Origin of the sequence: Actinoplanes sp. NPDC023801 (assembly GCF_040639655.1) — a bacterium.
GTDB lineage: Bacteria > Actinomycetota > Actinomycetes > Mycobacteriales > Micromonosporaceae > Actinoplanes.
On sequence record NZ_JBFAAI010000021.1, the window covers coordinates 93,634 to 112,375 of the forward strand.

General features: G+C 70.8%; 19 protein-coding genes. 11 read left to right on the forward strand and 8 right to left on the reverse strand.

All coding sequences use genetic code 11. The annotated features are described in order from the left end of the window. The first annotated feature begins 69 nt into the window (after positions 1-69). Entirely contained in the window at positions 70-903 is an 834-nt protein-coding gene (locus AB0G04_RS30905) for a LysR family transcriptional regulator (protein ID WP_360989736.1), read from the forward strand. Here the strand turns inward: AB0G04_RS30905 and AB0G04_RS30910 are convergent. After that, complete coding sequence (locus AB0G04_RS30910) at positions 878-1,747, reverse strand: deoxyribonuclease IV (protein ID WP_360989844.1); 870 nt, start codon at positions 1,745-1,747, stop codon at positions 878-880. The two genes, AB0G04_RS30905 and AB0G04_RS30910, sit on opposite strands and share 26 nt — an antisense overlap. Beyond that, positions 1,735-3,729 (reverse strand): Stk1 family PASTA domain-containing Ser/Thr kinase, encoded by a 1,995-nt coding sequence (gene pknB, locus AB0G04_RS30915; RefSeq protein ID WP_360989738.1) that lies wholly within the window; start codon positions 3,727-3,729, stop codon positions 1,735-1,737. The genes AB0G04_RS30910 and pknB overlap by 13 nt, the downstream gene beginning before the upstream one ends. Before the next feature lie 214 nt (positions 3,730-3,943). On the opposite strand from pknB, the gene AB0G04_RS30920 reads away from it, so the two are divergent. Both AB0G04_RS30920 and AB0G04_RS30925 read left to right on the forward strand, forming a co-directional pair. Beyond that, complete coding sequence (locus tag AB0G04_RS30920; RefSeq protein ID WP_360989741.1) at positions 3,944-4,516, forward strand: hypothetical protein; 573 nt, start codon at positions 3,944-3,946, stop codon at positions 4,514-4,516. Between the two features lie 92 nt (positions 4,517-4,608). After that, positions 4,609-4,959: an Rv2175c family DNA-binding protein gene (locus AB0G04_RS30925; protein WP_360989744.1), complete on the forward strand. Its 351-nt coding sequence runs from the start codon at positions 4,609-4,611 to the stop codon at positions 4,957-4,959. Positions 4,960-5,004: 45 nt separating this feature from the next. Here AB0G04_RS30925 and AB0G04_RS30930 read toward each other — a convergent pair whose 3' ends face one another. Next, complete coding sequence (locus tag AB0G04_RS30930) at positions 5,005-6,075, reverse strand: polyprenyl synthetase family protein (RefSeq protein ID WP_360989747.1); 1,071 nt, start codon at positions 6,073-6,075, stop codon at positions 5,005-5,007. A gap of 95 nt (positions 6,076-6,170) precedes the next feature. Here AB0G04_RS30930 and metF point away from each other — a divergent pair, with 95 nt between their 5' ends. The 4 genes from metF (at position 6,171) to AB0G04_RS30950 (ending at position 9,348) form a co-directional block, all read left to right on the forward strand. Further along, on the forward strand, positions 6,171-7,094 hold the full coding sequence (gene metF, locus AB0G04_RS30935; RefSeq protein ID WP_360989750.1) for a methylenetetrahydrofolate reductase [NAD(P)H]: 924 nt from the start codon (positions 6,171-6,173) through the stop codon (positions 7,092-7,094). A 242-nt stretch (positions 7,095-7,336) separates the two neighbouring features. Further along, positions 7,337-8,005 (forward strand): CDP-alcohol phosphatidyltransferase family protein, encoded by a 669-nt coding sequence (locus AB0G04_RS30940; protein WP_360989847.1) that lies wholly within the window; start codon positions 7,337-7,339, stop codon positions 8,003-8,005. A 132-nt stretch (positions 8,006-8,137) separates the two neighbouring features. Next, positions 8,138-8,575: an HNH endonuclease gene (locus AB0G04_RS30945; RefSeq protein ID WP_360989753.1), complete on the forward strand. Its 438-nt coding sequence runs from the start codon at positions 8,138-8,140 to the stop codon at positions 8,573-8,575. A gap of 281 nt (positions 8,576-8,856) precedes the next feature. Further along, on the forward strand, positions 8,857-9,348 hold the full coding sequence (locus AB0G04_RS30950) for a hypothetical protein (RefSeq protein ID WP_360989755.1): 492 nt from the start codon (positions 8,857-8,859) through the stop codon (positions 9,346-9,348). Positions 9,349-9,379: 31 nt separating this feature from the next. Here the strand turns inward: AB0G04_RS30950 and AB0G04_RS30955 are convergent, their stop codons facing one another. Both AB0G04_RS30955 and AB0G04_RS30960 read right to left on the reverse strand, forming a co-directional pair. Then, positions 9,380-9,520, reverse strand: a complete 141-nt coding sequence (locus AB0G04_RS30955) for a hypothetical protein (protein WP_360989758.1) — start codon at positions 9,518-9,520, stop codon at positions 9,380-9,382. After that, a complete protein-coding gene (locus AB0G04_RS30960) occupies positions 9,517-10,782 on the reverse strand; it encodes an FAD-dependent monooxygenase (RefSeq protein ID WP_360989760.1) in 1,266 nt (421 codons plus the stop codon). Before AB0G04_RS30960 ends, AB0G04_RS30955 begins: the two co-directional genes overlap by 4 nt. A gap of 42 nt (positions 10,783-10,824) precedes the next feature. On the opposite strand from AB0G04_RS30960, the gene AB0G04_RS30965 reads away from it, so the two are divergent. Further along, entirely contained in the window at positions 10,825-11,406 is a 582-nt protein-coding gene (locus AB0G04_RS30965) for a TetR/AcrR family transcriptional regulator (protein ID WP_360989763.1), read from the forward strand. A 281-nt stretch (positions 11,407-11,687) separates the two neighbouring features. On the opposite strand, the gene AB0G04_RS30970 is transcribed toward AB0G04_RS30965, so the two are convergent. The 3 genes from AB0G04_RS30970 to AB0G04_RS30980 are packed head-to-tail and all read right to left on the reverse strand — an operon-like array spanning position 11,688 to position 15,030. Then, positions 11,688-12,431 carry a succinate dehydrogenase/fumarate reductase iron-sulfur subunit gene (locus AB0G04_RS30970; RefSeq protein WP_360989766.1) on the reverse strand — a complete coding sequence of 248 codons (744 nt, stop codon included), beginning with the start codon at positions 12,429-12,431 and terminating at the stop codon, positions 11,688-11,690. Next, the gene (locus AB0G04_RS30975) at positions 12,431-14,380 is read right to left on the reverse strand and encodes a fumarate reductase/succinate dehydrogenase flavoprotein subunit (protein ID WP_360989769.1); all 1,950 of its coding nucleotides are present in this window, start codon (positions 14,378-14,380) and stop codon (positions 12,431-12,433) included. The genes AB0G04_RS30970 and AB0G04_RS30975 overlap by 1 nt, the downstream gene beginning before the upstream one ends. Before the next feature lie 2 nt (positions 14,381-14,382). Further along, on the reverse strand, positions 14,383-15,030 hold the full coding sequence (locus AB0G04_RS30980; protein ID WP_360989849.1) for a succinate dehydrogenase cytochrome b subunit: 648 nt from the start codon (positions 15,028-15,030) through the stop codon (positions 14,383-14,385). Positions 15,031-15,194: 164 nt separating this feature from the next. On the opposite strand from AB0G04_RS30980, the gene AB0G04_RS30985 reads away from it, so the two are divergent. From AB0G04_RS30985 to AB0G04_RS30995, 3 genes are all read left to right on the forward strand, one after another. Continuing rightward, a complete protein-coding gene (locus AB0G04_RS30985) occupies positions 15,195-16,103 on the forward strand; it encodes a LysR substrate-binding domain-containing protein (protein WP_360989852.1) in 909 nt (302 codons plus the stop codon). A 33-nt stretch (positions 16,104-16,136) separates the two neighbouring features. After that, positions 16,137-16,892, forward strand: a complete 756-nt coding sequence (locus AB0G04_RS30990; RefSeq protein ID WP_360989772.1) for a methyltransferase domain-containing protein — start codon at positions 16,137-16,139, stop codon at positions 16,890-16,892. 95 nt (positions 16,893-16,987) lie between these two features. Continuing rightward, complete coding sequence (locus AB0G04_RS30995) at positions 16,988-18,700, forward strand: substrate-binding domain-containing protein (RefSeq protein ID WP_360989774.1); 1,713 nt, start codon at positions 16,988-16,990, stop codon at positions 18,698-18,700. Positions 18,701-18,742: the final 42 nt, after the last annotated feature.

Consider the following 18,742-nt stretch of genomic DNA (forward strand, 5'->3'; position numbering starts at 1 on the left):
GTCCACTCTCGCGCCTGCGCCACATCAGGTCCAACGATGGCTGCTGCAGTCAGCATTAGCATCGCTGATGTGGAACCGCACCTGCTCCGTACCTTCGTGGCCGTCGCCGAGACCGGCTCGTTCTCCGCCGCCGCTCAACGACTCAGCTACACCCAGTCGGCGGTCTCCCAGCAGATCGCTGCCCTGGAGGCCGATCTAGGCACCCCGCTGCTGACCCGCCGCCCTGTCGCTCTCACCCCGGCCGGTGAGCGGCTGCACCGGCATGCCGCACTCATCCTGGTCCGGCTGGCCGCGGCCCGCGCCGACGTGACCCGCGCGGTCGCGCCGCCCGGCCGCCTCGTCGTCGGGCTAACCCCGCTGGCCTGGTCGTCACGGGTGTCGCGCGCGCTGACCCGGATCCGTGCCGAGTCGGCCCGCCTGGAGAGCCGGGTGCTGGTCGCCGACCGGGACCGGATCGTCGCCGCGTCCGCCACCGGTGAGATCGACATCGCCCTGATCGACGGATTCACCGCGCCGAACGACCCCCTGCCGCTCCCGGTGGCCGGGGCGGTCGGGGTGGCCGAGGACGGGGCCGTGGTGGCGCTTCCCCGCGATCATCCGCTGACCGGGCGCCGGACTCTGGAACTCGCCGACCTCGCCGAGGCGTACTGGATCGACGCTCCCGTGGTGTCACCGCTGGCGGGCCTGCCGGTCGACGGCCTGCACACCGGGTTGCGTTACGAGGGAGCGGACGTGGCGGTGCTGCTGGGCCTGATCGAGGCGGGACACGGCCTCTCGATCCTGCCCTCGAGCGTGGGGACCGGGGTCGTGCTGCCCCGTCTGGTCCACCGGGTCGAGCTGCTGGCCACGCCGGGCGCCGGTGACCCGGCGACCCGGCTCAGCGAGCTTCTCGCAGGCCCTTGAGCAGGGCGATGTCGGCGGCGTGGCCTTCGTGCTCGACCGTCGGCGTCTCCACGATGACCGGGATGCCCTCGGTCGCCGGATGGGCGAAGAGCTCGGCGAACGGCGCCGTGCCGATCCGGCCCTTGCCGATCGTCTCGTGCCGGTCCCGCGTCGAGCCGCACTCGTCCTTCGAGTCGTTGGCGTGGATCAGCTGCAGCCGGCCCGGCCCGGCCGCCGCGACGAGCGCGTCCAGGGTCGCCGTCATGCCACCCGGGGTGACCAGGTCGTGCCCGGCCGCCCACGCGTGGCAGGTGTCGAAGCAGACGCCCATCCAGGGGTGGTTCTCCACCGCCGCCAGATAGGGCTCCAGGTCCTGCACCTTCGACGCGAGGCTGCGTCCACCGCCGGCGCTCGGTTCCACGAGCAGTTTCGGCAGGCCCTCGGCGGCCGCCCGGTCGAGCAGCGGCAGCAGGCACTCGTGCAGCTGGTGCAGCGCCTTCTCGCCGTGCTCCTCGTCGACCGAGCTGCCGGCGTGATAGACGACCGCGGTGGCGCCGATCGCCTTGCCCCGGTCCAGGGCGTGCGCCAGCGTGGCGACCGATCGCTCCACCGTCAGCTCGGTCGGCGAGCCCAGGTTGACCAGCAGGGAGGCGTGGATGTACGCGGGCAGACCGCGCTCACCGATGCCGTCGCGGAACAACACGTCCTGTTTCGGGTCGCCCGGAGGCAGGGCCCAGCCGCGGGAGTTGGAGACGTACACCTGGAGGGTCTCGGACCCCGCGGCGTCGACGTAGGGGAGGGCCGCTTTGGCCAGCCCTCCCGACGTCTTGGTGTGCGACCCGATCCGCTGGCTCACAGGAAGCAGACCAGTTGTACGACGCTGCCCGGCGGCACGGGTGTGCCCGGCCCGGGGTTCATCTGCCGGGCGGTGGCGTTGGGGTCGCCGTTCAGCTGTGCCTGAAGTCCCAGAGCCTGGAGCGCGGCGGCCGCCTCCTGGCACGGGCGGTTGGTCACGTCCTGCAGGACCACCTGCGCGGGACCCCGGCTGATCCGGAGGGTGACCTGGGCGTTCTTCTCCACGCCGGTGCCCGCCTTGGGTGTCTGGCCGATCACCTCGTCGGCCGGCTTGTCGCTGTCCTCGAACTGTTCGGCCACCTGCAGGCCGCGCTGAGCGAGGATCGTCCGGGCGTTGTTGATGTTCTCGCCGACCAGGTCGGGGATGACGATCGGGGCCTTGCCCTTGCTCAGGATCAGGGTGACGGTGTCGCCCGGCTTGAGCTCGGTGCCGGCCTTCGGCTCGGTGGACAGCACCACGCCCTCGGCCGCCGTGTCGCTGTACTGGCCCTTGCCCTGTTTCACCTTCAGCTTGATCGCTTCCAGCTGGGCCTTGGCGAAGGCCAGCTCCTGGCCCTCCAGCTCCGGAACCGGGTGCACCTCGGGGCCGAGCGACAGGATGATCGTGATGTTGTCGCCCTTGACGATCTTGTCGCCCGGGCCGGGGTCCTGGATCTTGACCGAGCCCTTCGGCAGGTTCGGGTCGAACTGGCCGTCACCGACGATGACCTGGAAACCCTGCTGCTTCGCGTACGCCACGGCCTGCTCCTGGCTCATCGTGAGCAGCTGCGGGGCCTCGGTGTAGCGGCCGAGCGTCACCCACCAGGTGCTGCCCAGGACGACCAGTGCCATCACCGCGATCAACGAGGTCAGCACGACCCGGCGCCGGTCGGAGAAGAAGCCGGCCAGCCCGCCGGCGGGTACCGCGGCCCGGCGGTGCGGCACGGTGCGGCCGCCCTGTTCCGGCAGCCGGGCCCAGGTCGGCCGGTGCGACGCCTGATAACTGGTGCCGGCCGGAACCGGTGGCACCAGAGCGGTCGCGTCGGCCGACGGAATGGCCGGGACGATCCGGGTCGCGTCGGTGGTGCCGGGAGCGCCCGGGACCTGACGCAGCAGCGCGGTGTCGGCGTGCGTGACGCCGAGTCCCTCGCGGGTGGTCTGGACCTCGGTCAGGAAGGCGCCGGCGTCGGTCGGCCGGGAGCCGGGGTCGCGCCGGGTGGCCCGGGCGACGAGGCGGTCCAGGACCGTGGGCAGGCCGGGGACGATCGACGAGGGCGCCGGGACGTCGTTGTCGACGTGCTGCCAGGCCACCTCGACCGGCTCGGCGCCGTCGTACGGCACACGACCGGTGAGCATCTCGAAGAGCACGACGCCGGCCGAGTAGACGTCGGTGCGGGCGTCGGCGTGCCCGTTCTGCACGAGCTCCGGCGCCACATAGGCGACCGTGGCCATGAGCTGGCCGGTGTCGTCGACGGTGCTCGCCTCGATGGCCCGGGCCAGACCGAAGTCGGCCACCTTGACCACCGCGTCGACCAGATCGGCCGTGCCGCCGCTGGGCGCCTCGGCGACCAGCACGTTCTCCGGCTTCACGTCGCGGTGGACCAGGCCGGCGCGGTGTGCGGCGGCGATCGCGGCGAGCATCTGCTCCAGGATCGCCAGGGCCTCGACCGGGCTCAGCCTGGTGCGCTGGCTCAGCAGGTCCCGCAGGGTGCGGCCCTGCACGAACTCCATCACGAGGTAGGGCAGGCCCTGATGGCGGCCCTGGTCGTAGACGGCCACGACGTTCGGGTGGGTCAGGCGGGCGATCGTCTTGGCCTCGTCGGTGAAACGATCGACGAAGTGGACGTTCGTGGCCTGCGACGGGTGGATTATCTTCAGCGCTACGGTGCGCTCAAGCCGCTCGTCGGTGGCCCGGTAGACGGTCGCCATGCCACCACGGGCGACGCGACCGGTGATCCGGTAGCGCCCGTCAATCGTTGTGCCGATCAACGTATCGGCGACTGTGGTGTCCATCGGCGTGAAGTGTATGTGTCTTTCCAGTGGGGGTGACCCAGGATGTCACAGCTGAGTCCAAACGGGTACCCAAACGCGTCTGACCTGCACCGATTGACGTGGAACCCTTTCACATAAGGCGAAATACCGGTTTTGTCAGTGCCGGTTCCGATGGTGATGACCGTCACTGGCTGGCAGGGATGGGCTCGGCTCGGCCGAACTCGGCGAGACCTCCGTGGAGGGGGAGGCGGACACGGGCACCGAGGGGGGCGGCGCGGTCGGCGTCGGTACCGGCGGTGTCTCGCAGTCGCACTCCGGCGAGCGGGTGACCGGCACCGTCGCCGGCCTGCTGGTCCGGCCCGTGACGGGGCCGGCCGCGGTTGCTGCCGGGAGCGTGGTGACGGCGGTTGCCGGTGCCGGCGCCCGTACCGCCGCCGGTGGTGTCGTCCCGCGGGGTTTGCGCGGAGCCGCCGGAACGCCGCCCATCCCGGCGTTGCCGCCCGTGCCCGTCCCGGTCCCGGCCTCCGTCCCGGCCGCCGGCGGCAGCGCGGCCGCGACCGCCGGAGCGGGGGTGTCGGTCATCCGGCCGGCGAAGGCGGTGGTCGCGACGAGATACGACCCGGCCGCCCCGCACGCGGCGAGTGCACAGAACGCGCTGATCGCGACCAGTCGCCGCGGCGGCCGCGCGTCGGTCTCCGGCGGCTGGGCGGGCAGGTCCACCAGCGATCCGGGGAACGTGTTCATCCCGGTCGAGGTGACGTCCGGGCCGGCCCCGGAACCCGGGCACGGGCGATGTCCCAGGTCGTAACGGATCGACCGCCATGCTCCGGCCATCTCGCCACGGATGCTTCGCCACAGGCTCATCAACTGTTCTCCGATCTGGTCTGGCACGCTGTACCGGTGACCGAACCCGTGACTACCGGCCCCACCGGCTGGATCACCCTGCCAGATGTGTCCGAAAAGCTCGGTTTGTCGATCAGCAAGGTGCACCAGCTGATCCGCGAGCGCTCGCTCCTCGCGGTCCGCCGTGACGGCATCCGGGTGGTGCCCGCCGAACTGGTGGCGAACGAGACCGTGCTCAAGCACCTGCCCGGTGTGCTGACCCTGCTCCATGACGCCGGGTACAACGACGAAGAAGCCCTCCGGTGGCTCTACGAGCCCGACGAGACGCTCGGCGGCAACGCGGCGATCGCCCTCGGCGGCGACCGGGCACGAGAGGCCAAGCGGCGCGCGCAGGCCCTCGGCTTCTGACCGGGCGGAAAACCTTCTGCGGGTACGAGGTGGGCGCGGCCGTCCTCAGACGGACCGGCGGACCGCCGCGTCGGCCAGCGCGCGGAGCACCGTACGTGCCTCGCCGTCGATCGGCGCCCGTTCCAGGGCGGCCAGCGCCTCGCCGTTCAGCGTGTCGATGCGGCTCTCGGTCGCGGCCAGCGCCCCGCAGTCCCGGATCATCGCCCGCAGCCGTTCCACGCCCGCGTCGTCGAGCAGCGGGTCGCCCAGCGAGCGGTCCAGCTCGTCGCGGCCCGCCTCGTCGAGCGCACCGAACGCGCACGCCACCAGATAGGTCCGCTTGCCCTCGCGCAGATCGTCCCCGGCCGGCTTGCCGGTCTGCGCCGGATCCCCGAACACGCCGAGCACGTCGTCGCGCATCTGGAACGCCTCGCCGAGCGGCAGCCCGAACGCCGTGTACGAGGTGAGGATCTCCGGGCCGCCCCCGGCGAGTGCCGCGCCCAGCAGCAGCGGGCGTTCCACCGTGTACTTCGCGGACTTGAACCGGGCCACCTTGCCGGCCCGCTCCGGCGACGTGTTCCCGGTCGCCTGCGTGTGCACGTCCAGGTACTGCCCGACGGTCACCTCGGTGCGCATCCGGTCGAAGACCGGCCGGGCCCGGGCCAGGTCGGCCAGCCCCATCCCGGAGGTGTGCAGCAGCTGATCCGACCACACCATGGCGAGGTCGCCGAGAAGCACCGCCGCCGAGTCACCGAAGCCGGTCGCGGTACCGCGCCATCCCTCCGCCCGGTGCAGCAGCTCGAACCGCCGGTGCACCGACGGCTCCCCGCGCCGGGTGTCCGACCGGTCCATCAGGTCGTCGTGGATCAGGGCGCTCGCCTGCACCAGCTCCAGCGCCGAGACCGCGGCCACCACCTCGTCCGAGTCGACGCCGCCGGCACCCCGGAACCCCCAGTAGGCGAACGCCGGCCGCAGCCGCTTGCCACCACCGAGCACGAACGCCGACACCGCGTCCGCCACCTCGGCCAGCGCCCGGTCGATCTCCAGCAGGTGGGCCCGCTGGCCACCGAGGAACGCGGAGAGGGCCTTGTCGACACGCGGCCGCAGACCGGCCGACTCGAGCGGAGAAGTCGTCACCCTTCGAGACGCTATCTCGTACCGCCGGGACGCGATCGACCAGATCACTCGCTTCCACCCCGCGGTCCGGCCGGCCGGCTCGGTAGGGTGACGGGGTGTCTCTCGGTCTACCCTCCCGGCTACCCGGTACGCCGTCCGTCGGCGATCTGATCCGCGACCCGGCGCCGGCGTTCTCCTTCGAGTTCTTCCCGCCGAAGACGCCGGCCGGTGAGCAGTTGCTCTGGCAGGCGATCCGCGAACTGGAGTCGCTGCGCCCGAGCTTCGTCTCGATCACGTACGGAGCCGGCGGCACCACCCGGGACACCACCGTCGCGGTGACCGAACGCGTCGCCACCGAGACCACCCTGCTGCCGATGGCGCACCTCACCGCGGTCGACCACTCGGTCGCCGAGCTGCGCAACGTCATCGGCCGGCTGGCCGGCGCCGGCATCAGCAACATCCTCGCCGTCCGCGGCGACCCGCCCGGCGACCCGACCGGCGAGTGGGTGCGGCACCCCGAGGGCGTCCTGTACGCCGAGGACCTGGTCCGGCTGATCCGCGAGTCCGGCGACTTCAGCGTGGGGGTGGCCGCGTTCCCGTACAAGCACCCGCGCTCGGCCGACGTGGAGAGCGACACCCGCGCCTTCGTCCGCAAATGCCGGGCCGGCGCGGACTTCGCCATCACCCAGATGTTCTTCGACGCCGACGACTACCTGCGCCTGCGCGACCGGGTCGCCGCGGCCGGCTGCGACACCCCGATCCTGCCCGGCGTCATGCCGGTCACCCGGATGGCCACCATCGAACGGTCGACGCAGCTCTCCGGCGCACCGTTCCCGCCGGCCCTGCTGTCCCGCTTCGAACGGGTCGCCGGCGACGAGGCTGCGGTCCGTGCACTCGGCATCGAGACCTGCGCCGAAATGTGTGCCCGGCTGCTCGCCGAGGGCGTCCCCGGCATCCACTTCATCACCCTCAACCGCTCCACCGCGACCCGCGAGGTCTGGCAGCACCTGGCCCCCGCCGAGATCGCCGCCGCCGCCTGACCATGACCCCGACCGGCCCGTCGTCACCCTCCGAGCCGCCACCGCCTCGGCCGGCGTCGGCGTCCTCGTCCGGCCGGCCTGCATCGGCTGCTGTGCCTCCGGCCGCTTCCGCTTCGCCGGCTGCTGTGCCTCCGGCTGCGTCCGCTTCGCCGGCTGCTCTGCCTCCGGCCGCGGGGTCCGCTTCCCCTGCTGCTCCGTCTCCGGCTGCGGGTTCCGCCTCGCCGCCCGGCACGGGAGCCGTTCTGGGGTGGGACGAGTACGTCGAGGTCTGGTCGGGGCTCCACGGCGGCTTCGACCCGCGGACCGCCTCCGCTGTGGTTCGCGGGTGGGTGCTCTGGGCGTACCGGATCGGGGTTCTGCTCGGCCGTAACCGGGTCGCACCGCTCACGGTGACCGTCGCCGGGCTGCTGCTCTGCCTCGCCGTGCCGGTGGTGATCGGACTCGGTGGCCCGGCCGGAATGGTGGCGGGTGCGGTCCTGGTGCTGCTGGCCGCGATGGCGGACGGGCTCGACGGAGCGGTCGCGGTCGTCACCGGGCGGGTGACCAGGATCGGACATGTGTACGACTCGGTCGCCGACCGGCTCGGCGAAGCGGCCTGGCTCACCGCGTTCTGGCTGGCCGGAGTGCCTGCCTGGCTCGCCGTCGGGACCGGCGCGGCGAGCTGGCTGCACGAGTACCTGAGGGCCCGCGCCACCACCGCCGGGATGACCGAGATCGGAGCCGTCACGGTGGGTGAACGCCCGGCCCGCGTCTCGGTTGCCGTCACCGCCCTGATCCTCGCGCCGATCGCCGCGCTGCTCGCACCCGCCTGGACCGTCGTGGTCCTCACCGCGGCCGCCGGGATCTGGCTGCTGCTCCAAATCGTCGGCCTGGTCCAGCTGACCACCGCGGTCCACACCGCCCTGCGCTGAGGCACCCGCGTTTTATTCAGTTGTCGGTGATCGATGTCGCGCCTATTTTTTCCTCAGCGGATCCGGCCGGGGTGGAACGCCTCTGAGCTGTGATTTCGCTATTGCGCAAACGATTTTCCGGGGGGTGACGAAATGAGTGCGGTTCTGGTTCTGAACGCCGACTGCGGGCCGCTGCACCGGGTCAGCCTCCGGCACGCGATCCGGATGCTGTTCCGTCAGGTCGCCGTGGTTCACGAGGCCCAGCCGGACACGCGGATCGGGGTCTACCCGGTGCCGACCGTGGTGCGGCTGGTCTCCTATGTGGTGACGCGGTGGCGGCGCGGGCGGGGTCCGGGCTGGTCGCGGGCCGGTGTGCTGGTGCGGGACGGGCGGAGGTGCGCCTACTGCGGTGCTGCCGCCTCGACCATCGACCACGTGCTGCCGCGGTCCCGTGGCGGCCGTAACGAGTGGCTGAACACCGTGGCGGCCTGCGAACGCTGCAACAACCGCAAGGGCGACCGTACCCCCGCCGAAGCGCGCATGCCGCTGCGGACGACGCCGTTCGCCCCGGTCTGGACGGCGTTTCTCTGATCCGGTCCGCCGAGCCGGTCCATTGCGGACCTTGCCTCGGCGGCGTATTCCCCTCTACTTTCCTCCATCGGCGGCCGGCGGGTTTACACGGGGACCCGCCGGCCGCCCCCTTCGTCGCCGCCGGATTGCACGCATGGCCCGCCGGCCGCCCTCTTCGTAGTCGGCGGGCTTGCACGGATGCCCGCCGGCCGCTCTCTTCGTCGCCGGCATTTTTCTGTCGCCGGTAACTGAAGCGGGAGCTGTTAGTGTCAACGTAAGTTTGACAACTTGTGGGGGTTGCCTTGGCAGAACTGGAGGGGCTGCGCGGCATCCGGGCCCGGCGAGCCGCTCTCGACGCCGAGGAACTGGAGTTGATCGACCGGGCCCGGCGTTCCGGCGGGACCTGGCCGGAGATCGCGGCGGCGCTCGGTCTCGGCAGCCGCCAGGCGGCGGAGCAACGCCGCCTCCGACTGGCCCGGGCGGCGGAGCGCGACTCGCTGCCGCGTCGTTGGGAGCTCGATCAGGCGTACGGGCGAAGTGCCGTTGATCTTCGGAAATGTGCTGTGGAGCTGCACCGGAGGATCGGCGCGGACCGGCGCTGGGACGACCGCTTCCGTCGGGCGGCCCTGGTCCGGGAGACGCTCGCGGCCGCCCCCGACGCCCCCGCCGGTGCTCTCCACGATCTGGTCACCGTGGTCCTGGCCGATCTGGCAGCTCCGGACGTGCCCGTCCTTCCCGGTCCGCTGCGTGCGGCGGTCAACCGCCTGCGCGGGGCCGCTGCGAGCTATACTTGAGTCGATTGCCCTCAACTATGCCCAGCGGGCATCATCGCTGAGCGCTGCCGAGGCCCCTGAGGTAGGTGAGGACGTCGGCCGGGTCATGGGTGGCACAGCCGATGTAGTTGTCCGGCCGGACCAGGAAGAGCGTCGGTGTGGCCGTGTCGTACATCGCGGCCGCCTCGGTCACATGACGGACCGGAACCGGAAGCTCCGGCAGCTCTCCGGTCCAGCCGACAGCCAGCAGGGTGGCGTGCGGCCCCGCAGCAGGTCGAAGACGCGGCTGTTCGTGAGCGGCGCGTCCGGGGCACGGTCGCCGGCCCGTACCGCACCGGGTTGTGGCCGATGTTCCGCCGCCAGGGTCGTGCCCCGGTAGTTCAGGGACAGCTGCCGCAGTACGGGGTCGTCCCGGCGCATGGCGTCCTCCTCACCGTCGGCGTGGCGCCGGTGCAGCCGGGTGCTGATGCCGAGGACGGCCGCAGCGACCGGCAGGCGTTCCTCCTCGTAGGTGTCGAGGATCGTGGAACTGCCGGTGGCGAGCTTCCAGCCGAGGTTGTAAGCGTCCTGGATGCCGGTGTTCAGTCCTTGCCCACCGGCCGGTGAGTGCACGTGGGCGGCGTCGCCGGCGAGGAAGACGTCGCCGTCGCGGAAGCGGGACGCCATCCGGACGTTGGCGCGGTACTCGGACGTCCACCCCACCTCCGTCACGGTGATCGACGGGTCGACGGCGGCCACGAGCCCGGCAGGGGAGAGCGGCGACGCCGGTGCGGTGAGCTGGAACCAGTCGGTGCCCGGCAGTGGGCACAACCCGAGGCGGAAGGTGCGCTCCGGGCCCGGCCACACGTGCCAGTGGTCGCGGTCCAGGCCGGTCAGGCGGACGTCGGCAACGAGCATCCGCTCCTCCTCGTGGGTCTCGCCCTCGAAGCCGATGCCGAGCAGCTTGCGGACGGTGCTGCCGCCCCCGTCGGCGCCCACCACGTACCGCGCGTCGACCGTCTCCCCGGTGTCCAGGGTGACCCGCATGCCGCCGTCGATCCGGGTGAGGCCGGTCAGGCCGGTGCCGAGTTCGACCGCGATGCCGTCGGCGAGCAGTTCCGAGGTCCGCCACTGCGGGATCATCAACAGGTTCGGATACGGCACGGACGGCACCGGGTCGTGCAACTCGTCGAGGCGGAACTCGTGGGTGCCGCCACCGGGCAGATGGGCCCGCAGCGGCGGGTAGGCACCGCCGGCGGCCAGGAACCGGGAGATCAGGCCGAGGTCGTCGAGGATCTCCAGGGTGCGCGGCTGGAGCCCTTTGGCGCGGGAACCGTCGAACAGCTTTGGTGACCTGTCCACGATCCGGTAGGGCAGGCCGTACCGGCCGAGCTGGCGGGCGAGCGTGAGGCCGGTCGGGCCGGCGCCCACGATCACGGTCAGCCCCGTCTCGGTGAATATTAATTCAGTGAACATAAATTCACCGTACGGCCGGCTGATAATCTCCGTCAAGTGGTGATGGGCACGCGAAAGCAGCAGGCGGCACAGACCGAGGCGGAACTGAAGGCGGCCGCGATCCGGGTGTTCGAGCGGGTGGGCTACCTGAACACCAAGATCACCGACATCACGGCCGAGGCCGGGCGCGCGACCGGATCGTTCTACAAGCACTTCGCGAGCAAGGAGAAACTGCTCGAGTCGCTGCTGGCCGACCTGCTCGCCGAGGGGGACGCGAACGCGGAGCTCCCCAGCCACCTGGACGACTTCCGGGACCGGGAGGCGGTCCGCTGGCACGTCGCGGTCTTCTGGGACTTCTACGGCCGGCACCGGGCGGTGATGTCGGCGCTGCAGCAGGCCGCGATCGTCGACGAGGAGTTCGCGCGGCGCAGCCGGGAGATGCTCGAACCGGACCTGCACCACATCGCCGGCCATCTAGCCGGTCTCGACCTGCCGGGGGACCCGCTGGTCGCGGCGTCGTTCTTCACCGCGACACTCTCGTCCGTGGCCGCCGGCTGGTTCGCCGGCACGGGCCCGGCCGCCGGCGAGCGGGAGATCATCGAGAGCCTGACGACGTTCCTGCACCAGGGCCTGGGCGCCCGCTGACACAGAGCCCTCCGTTGCGAGACCGCTGTCCCAGCACCCGGCCCCAGCCAGCTGCGCAAGGCCGCTGTCTCAGCGCCCTTAAGACAACGCTGGTGTCCAGCCGGTTTTGGTGGCTGTGCGGGGCCGCTGTCTCAGGGGGTTGAGGCAGCGGTGGTGTCCGGCTGGGGGTGGGTGGAATGGGTGGAAGATGCGGATGCCCGGCACGTCGTCGTGCCGGGCATCCGGAGAGAGCCGGGTACCGGGCACGCCGTTGTGCCCGGTACCTGGAGTCGCGGAAGCGATCAGTGCTTGGTGATCGCCTTGCGGTAGTCGCTGTTGAGGCGGCCGATGAGGCTCAGCGGAATGCCCTTGGGGCAGACCGTGGTGCACTCGCCGGCGTTGGTGCAGCCACCGAAACCGGCGTCGTCCTGCGCCTGGAGCATGTCGATGACGCGGCTGTCACGTTCGGGCTGGCCCTGCGGCAGCAGACCGAGGTGCGCGATCTTCGCGGCGGTGTACAGCATCGACGAGCCGTTGGGGCAGGCCGCCACACAGGCGCCGCAGCCGATGCAGGTGGCCGCCTCGAACGCGGCGTCCGCGTCCTTCTTCGGCACCGGCGTGGCGTGGGCGTCCGGGGCGGTGCCGGTGGGGGCGGTGATGTAGCCACCCGCCTGGATGATCTTGTCGAACGCGCTGCGGTCGACGACGAGGTCCTTGATGACCGGGAAGGCCGAGGCGCGCCACGGCTCGACGTCGATCGTGTCGCCGTCCTTGAACTTGCGCATGTGCAGCTGGCACACCGTGGTGGCCTTCTCCGGGCCGTGTGCCACGCCGTTGACCACCATGCTGCACATGCCGCAGATGCCCTCGCGGCAGTCGTGGTCGAACGCGATCGGGTCGTCGCCGTTGAGAATCAGCGTCTCGTTGAGTACGTCGATCATCTCGAGGAACGACGCGTCGGGGGAGATGCCCTTGACGTCGTAGGTGACCATCTTCCCGGCAGCCGAGGGGCCGGCCTGACGCCACACCCTGACCTTGATGTCCATTACTTGTAGCTCCGCGTGCTCGGGTGGACGTACTCGAAGTTGAGGTCCTCCTTGTGCAGGACCGGCTTGCCGTCGGCGCCGAAGTACTCCCACGCCGCGGCGTAGCTGAACTCGTCGTCGTGGCGCATCGCCTCACCGTCCGGAGTCTGCGACTCGGCCCGGAAGTGACCGCCGCACGACTCCCGCCGGTGCAGCGCGTCGATGCACATGAGCTCGCCCAGTTCGATGAAGTCGGCGACCCGGCCGGCCTTCTCCAGGTTCTGGTTGAGCTCCTCGCCCTTGCCCGGCACCTTCACCCGGCTCCAGAACTCCTCCTTGAGCGCCCGGATCAGGCCGATGGCCTTCGTCAGGCCCTCCTCGGTCCGCTCCATGCCGCAGTACTCCCACATGATCTGGCCGAGCTCGCGGTGGAACGAGTCCACGGTGCGGTCGCCGTCGATGGAGAGGAACCTGGCGATCCGGTCCTCGACCTGCTTGCGGGCCTCCACAACCGGGGCGTCCGACTCGGTGACCTTGGGAAACGGTCCGGCCGCGAGGTAGTTGCTGATCGTGTTCGGGAGCACGAAGTAGCCGTCGGCCAGACCCTGCATCAGCGCCGACGCGCCGAGCCGGTTGGCGCCGTGGTCGGAGAAGTTGGCCTCACCGATCACGAACAGGCCGGGGATCGTCGACTGCAGGTCGTAGTCGACCCACAGGCCGCCCATCGTGTAGTGCACGGCGGGGTAGATACGCATCGGCGTCTCGTACGGGTCCTCGCCGGTGATCCGCTCGTACATCTCGAAGAGGTTGCCGTACTTGGCCTCGACGGCCTTGCGGCCGAGCCGCCCGATCGCGTCCGCGAAGTCGAGGTAGACGCCGAGACCACCGGGGCCGACACCGCGGCCCTCGTCGCAGACGTTCTTGGCGGCCCGGGAGGCGATGTCACGGGGCACCAGGTTGCCGAACGACGGGTAGATCCGCTCCAGGTAGTAGTCGCGGTCCTCCTCGGGGATCTCGCCGGCCGGCTTCTGGCAGTCCGCGGCGTTCTTGGGCACCCAGACCCGGCCGTCGTTGCGCAGCGACTCGGACATCAGGGTCAGCTTCGACTGGTGCGAGCCGGACTCCGGGATGCAGGTCGGGTGGATCTGCGTGTAGCAGGGGTTCGCGAACAGCGCGCCCTTGCGGTGCGCCCGCCAAGCCGCGGTGACGTTGCAACCCTTGGCGTTCGTCGACAGGAAGAAGACGTTGCCGTACCCGCCGGAGGCGAGTACCACGGCGTCGGCGAACTCGGTCGTGATCTCACCGGTGACCATGTCCCGCACGACGATGCCGCGGGCCTTGCCGTCCAGGACGATCACCTCGAGCATCTCGTGCCGGGCGTTCATCTCGACGTTGCCGAGGCCGATCTGCCGCTCCAGAGCCTGGTACGCGCCGAGCAGCAGCTGCTGTCCCGTCTGGCCCCGGGCGTAGAACGTCCGGGACACCTGGGTGCCACCGAACGAGCGGTTGTCGAGCAGGCCGCCGTACTCACGGGCGAACGGGACGCCCTGCGCCACGCACTGGTCGATGATGTTCACGCTGACCTGGGCGAGCCGGTAGACGTTCGACTCGCGGGCGCGGAAGTCGCCGCCCTTGACCGTGTCGTAGAAGAGCCGGTACACGGAGTCGCCGTCGTTGCGGTAGTTCTTCGCGGCGTTGATGCCACCCTGCGCGGCGATCGAGTGCGCACGGCGCGGGCTGTCCTGGTAGCAGTACGACTTGACCCGGTACCCGGCCTCGGCCAGGGTCGCCGCGGCCGAGCCGCCGGCCAGACCGGTGCCCACCACGATCACGGTCAGCTTGCGGCGGTTGGCCGGGTTGACCAGCTTGGCGGAGAACTTGCGCCGCTCCCAGCGGGTCTCGACCGGTCCGTCCGGGGCGGCCTTGTCGAAGACGGGTTCGCCCTCGGTCCAGAAGTCGTTAGCAGTCATGATCAACCCACCAATCCGGTCAGGACCGCGACGGGCACCGACAGGTACATCGCGACGAGGATCACCGAGAGGGTCAGCGCGATGGCCTGGGCCCGGCGCTCGCCCTTGGTCGTCTGCTGGCCGAGCGTGCGGAACGCGCTCCAGATGCCGTGCCGCAGGTGGAAGCCGACGGCCACTACGGAGACGACGTAGAAGAGCGTCACGTACCAGCGCTCGGGAGCGAAGTCGGCGATCACCCGGGCGGACGGGTCCGAGTCGCCGCCCTCCGGGTTCAGGTGGCCCGTGGTCAGGTCGAGGATGTGGTAGACCACGAACAGCAGGATGATCACACCACCCCAGCGCATGGTGCGCGCGGCGTAACTGCCCTGGATCTTCGGCCGGTGCGCGTACTTGACCGGGCGCGCCTTGCGGGCGCGGACGGTCAGGACGGTCGCCGCCCAGATGTGCAGGCCGATCGCGACCAGCAGGCCGACCCGCTGGATCCAGAGGAACCACGCGTGCGGCAGCAGGGGCGTGCCGAGCCCTCGCAGCCATTCCGCGTAGTGGTCGAAGTCCGTCGTGCCCACGAAGAGCTTGAGGTTGCCCGCCGCGTGCGCGAAGAGGAACAGGACCAGCAGCGCGCCGCTGACCGCCATGATCACTTTGAGGATGACCGACGAGGGCCGGACCGACTTCCGCGGCGTGGGGCGTGCCGTCGCACCCGCCGCGTTGGTCGTCTTCGGAATAGGAGTGTCTACCGCCACAAGCTGAAAGGTAGAAAGTCTCTGGCCATTCGTCTAATGCATGCTGGTGCCCGCCTCCATAGCTATAAGCTATTAAGGTGCAGCTGCAACAACTCCGGTACTTCGTAGCGGTGGCAGAGACCCGACATTTCACCCAAGCAGCGGACGAATTGGGCGTCTCGCAGCCAACGCTGAGTAAGCAGATTCACACCCTCGAGACTTCGCTCGGCGCGCCGCTGTTCGAGCGGATCCGAGGCGGCGTGACCCTCACGGTAGCCGGGGAGACCCTGCTCCCGCTGGCGCAACGCATGATCGCGGACGCCGACGCGGCCCGGGACGCGGTCGCTGACATCATCGGCCTCCGGCGAGGGGACGTACGCCTCGGCGCCACCCCCAGTCTCTGCTCCTCGCTGGTGCCGGGAGTGCTCCGGGCGTACCGCGCCGAACATCCCGGCATCTCCCTGCACGTCACCGAGGGCAGCTCGCAGGACATGATCGCCGACCTCCTCGCGCACTCGCTCGACATTGCCCTCATCGTGCAGCCCGAGCACGGCGTCGACCCCGCGCTGGAGACCACCGAACTGCTGCGGGAGAGTCTCGTCGTGGCCTCGGTCGCGACCGGCCCGTCGCCGACCGTGGCCCGCCAGCTCGACCTGGTGGAGCTGCGGCACACCCCGATGGTGATGTTCCGCGACGGCTACGACATCCGGGACGTCACCCTGCAGGCTTGTGAGCGGGCCGGATTCACCCCGAAGTTCGCCGTCGAGGGTGGCGAGATGGACGCCGTGCTCGCCTTCGTCGAGGCCGGCCTCGGGGTGGCGCTGGTGCCGAGCATGGTGCTGACCAACCGGCCGCTGCTGCGGGCCACACCGCTCGCGCCGCCCGGTATGCGGCGCACCATCGCCCTGGCCCACCGCCGGGGAGCGGTCATGTCACACGCCGCGACGGCGCTGCGTGAAGTCGTGATCGAACACTGTGCGGCAACTGTCCACATCGGCTAGTCAAGCGGATGGGCGCGCGTCTAGGCTCCGGATGTGTGGCATGGCGAGTACCGGGAGCCCCGGCTGGTCGAGGTCTACGACGCTGAACACCCGTGGGGCTGGGAGGACGACTTCTTCATGCGGGTCCTCGCTGACCGTACGACCTCACGTGTCCTGGACCTGGGTTGCGGCACCGGCCGCCTGGCGATCGCCATGGCCGGGGCCGGCCACGAGGTGACCGCCGTCGACCTGGCCACGCCCTGCCTGGACGCGGCCCGCCGCAAGCCCGGAGCGGACCGGGTCCGCTGGGTCGAGGGGTCCGTCGAGACTCTGCCACCCCGGGCGTTCGACGTCGCCTTCCTGGTGGGGCACGTCGCCGAGCTGCTGGTCACCGACGAGGAGTGGTCCGCCGCGCTGCGGGCGCTGCGCGACGCGCTGGTCACCGACGGCCGGTTGATCCTGGACAGCCGCGACCCGGTGGCCCGCCCGTGGCAGGACTGGAACCGGCCGGCCACCGAGCGGTCCATCGTGCTCGCCGACGGGTCCGCGGTGCTGGCGTGGACCGAGAGCGCACCGGCGGGCGAGCAGACCGTCTCCGTCGTCCATCACTATCTGTTCCCGGACGGCGCCGAGCTGACCAGTACGGCCGTGCACCGGTTCCGGGACGAGGAAGCCCTCCGTGACTCCCTGCGAACTGCGGGTTTCCGGGTGGAGGAACTCTACGGCGGGTGGAGCCGGGAACCCGCCGGCCTCAGTGAGGACGGCGAACTGATAGTGATCGCGGCCGCCGAACCACGGATGCTTGCATGATGTGCCGCTTTACTTACTGAACCATTGCAGGACATGAATGCCGGACTACTATCCGGCTGGCATCGGTACCGACCTCAACGACGGGGCTAGGTGGCATGTCCGACAACGAGTGGCCAAGGCAGTTGCCCGCGCCGGACCACGGCGAATGGAACGACCAGCCTCAGTCGCGTGGCCGTGTCCTGCTCGCCGCGGCCCTGGTCATCACGGTTCTCCTGGTCGCCGGTGGCGTCGCCTGGCGGCTGATGAGCAACGGGACCGGCGACCCGGCCGCCCAGCCCAGTGCGGCGCCCGTGCCGTCGTTGAGCCGGCCCAGCGTCACCCCCTGCCCCAAGGCCGAGCTGACGGTGGCCGTGGCCCCCGAGATCGAGCCGGTGATCAGCGAGGCGGCCGCCACACTCAAGCCGGCCGGCCAGCGATGCTCCCCGATCGTGGTGCGGGCCGAAGAACCCGGTGTCACCGCCGGCGCCAAGGACCAGCCGGACGTCTGGGTGCCGTCGTCGAGCGTCTGGCTGCGGATCGCGGCCGACAAGAAGAACGTGTACCAGACCTCCGGCGCCACCCTCGCCTGGTCGCCGATCGTGCTGGGGGCGCCGCAGGCGCTCACCGCCCAGTTCGCGACGGACGGCAAGACCTCCTGGACCGGCCTGATCAAGGCGGTGACCGAGGAGCGCGTCCCGGTCGTCACCATGACCGACCCGCTGCTCACCACGACGGGCCTGCTCAGCGTCCACGGCGTGCACGCGGCGACGGCACTGACCACGAAGGACCCGGGAATCGCCCAGCTGCGCGCGCTCACCCTGCGCAGCCGGCTCACCGACGCGGACGCCGACCCGGCCGCCCTGTTCACCGAGATGTCCCGGCAGACCGACGCCGCCGACGCCTCCTTCTCGGTCGGCGTCTTCCCCCTGATCGAGCAGCAGGTCACCGCCTACCAGAAGGGCGGGTACCGGATCCCGCTGACCGCCTCGGTGCCGATCGACGGGCAGGTCTCGGCCGACTACCCGTTCGCGGTCCGCAAAGGCGTCAAGACCCGGCTGGCCGAACAGCTGCGCGCCGCGATCAGCAAGCAGGCCCTGGCGGCGGCAGGGTTCCGTACCGAACCGGCCGCCGGTGGCGTCCGCCTGCCCGACTCGGGGAAGGCACTCCTCGCCACCGCCCGGCAGTGGGCCGGGTTCCAGACCGTGGCCTTCCAGGTGCTGCTGCTGATCGACAGTTCCGGCTCGATGAACGAGAAGGCCGGCACCGGTGCGGGCACCAAGGCGTCGCTGCTGCGGGAGTCCGGTGCCAGCGCCGCCGAACTGTTCAACCCGGAGACCACGATCGGTATGTGGTATTTCGGGGCCAGCGCCACTAGCAACACCGCGCACACCGAGGCGGTCCCGTTCGGGCCGATCACGGCGGCCGTCGACGGCAAGGCCCGGCGCGATGCGCTCGGCGAGGCGATCACCGCCTACCGTCCACAGGCGAACGCCGGCACCCCGCTCTACCAGACCGTGCTCGACGGCATCGCGGACATGCGCGAACGGGTCCAGCCCGGCCGCCCGTCGGTGGTCGTGGTGCTCACCGACGGCACCGACGGTGGCACCAAGTTCTCGATGACCAACCAGCAGTTCCTGCAACGGCTCAACGCGGGGCGGGACCCGGGCCGGCCGGTGCCGGTCATCGCCGTCGGTTACGGCCCGGACGCCAACATGAAGGCGCTGCAGGACATGGCCAAGGCCACCGGCGGCCAGGCGATCGCCGCCCGCAATCCGGCCGACCTGGCCTCCGCGATGGCCAAGGCCTTCCTGGCGGCCCGAACCACCTAGTTTCCTGGCGGCCCGAATCACCTGGTCATCCTCGCGGCCGGA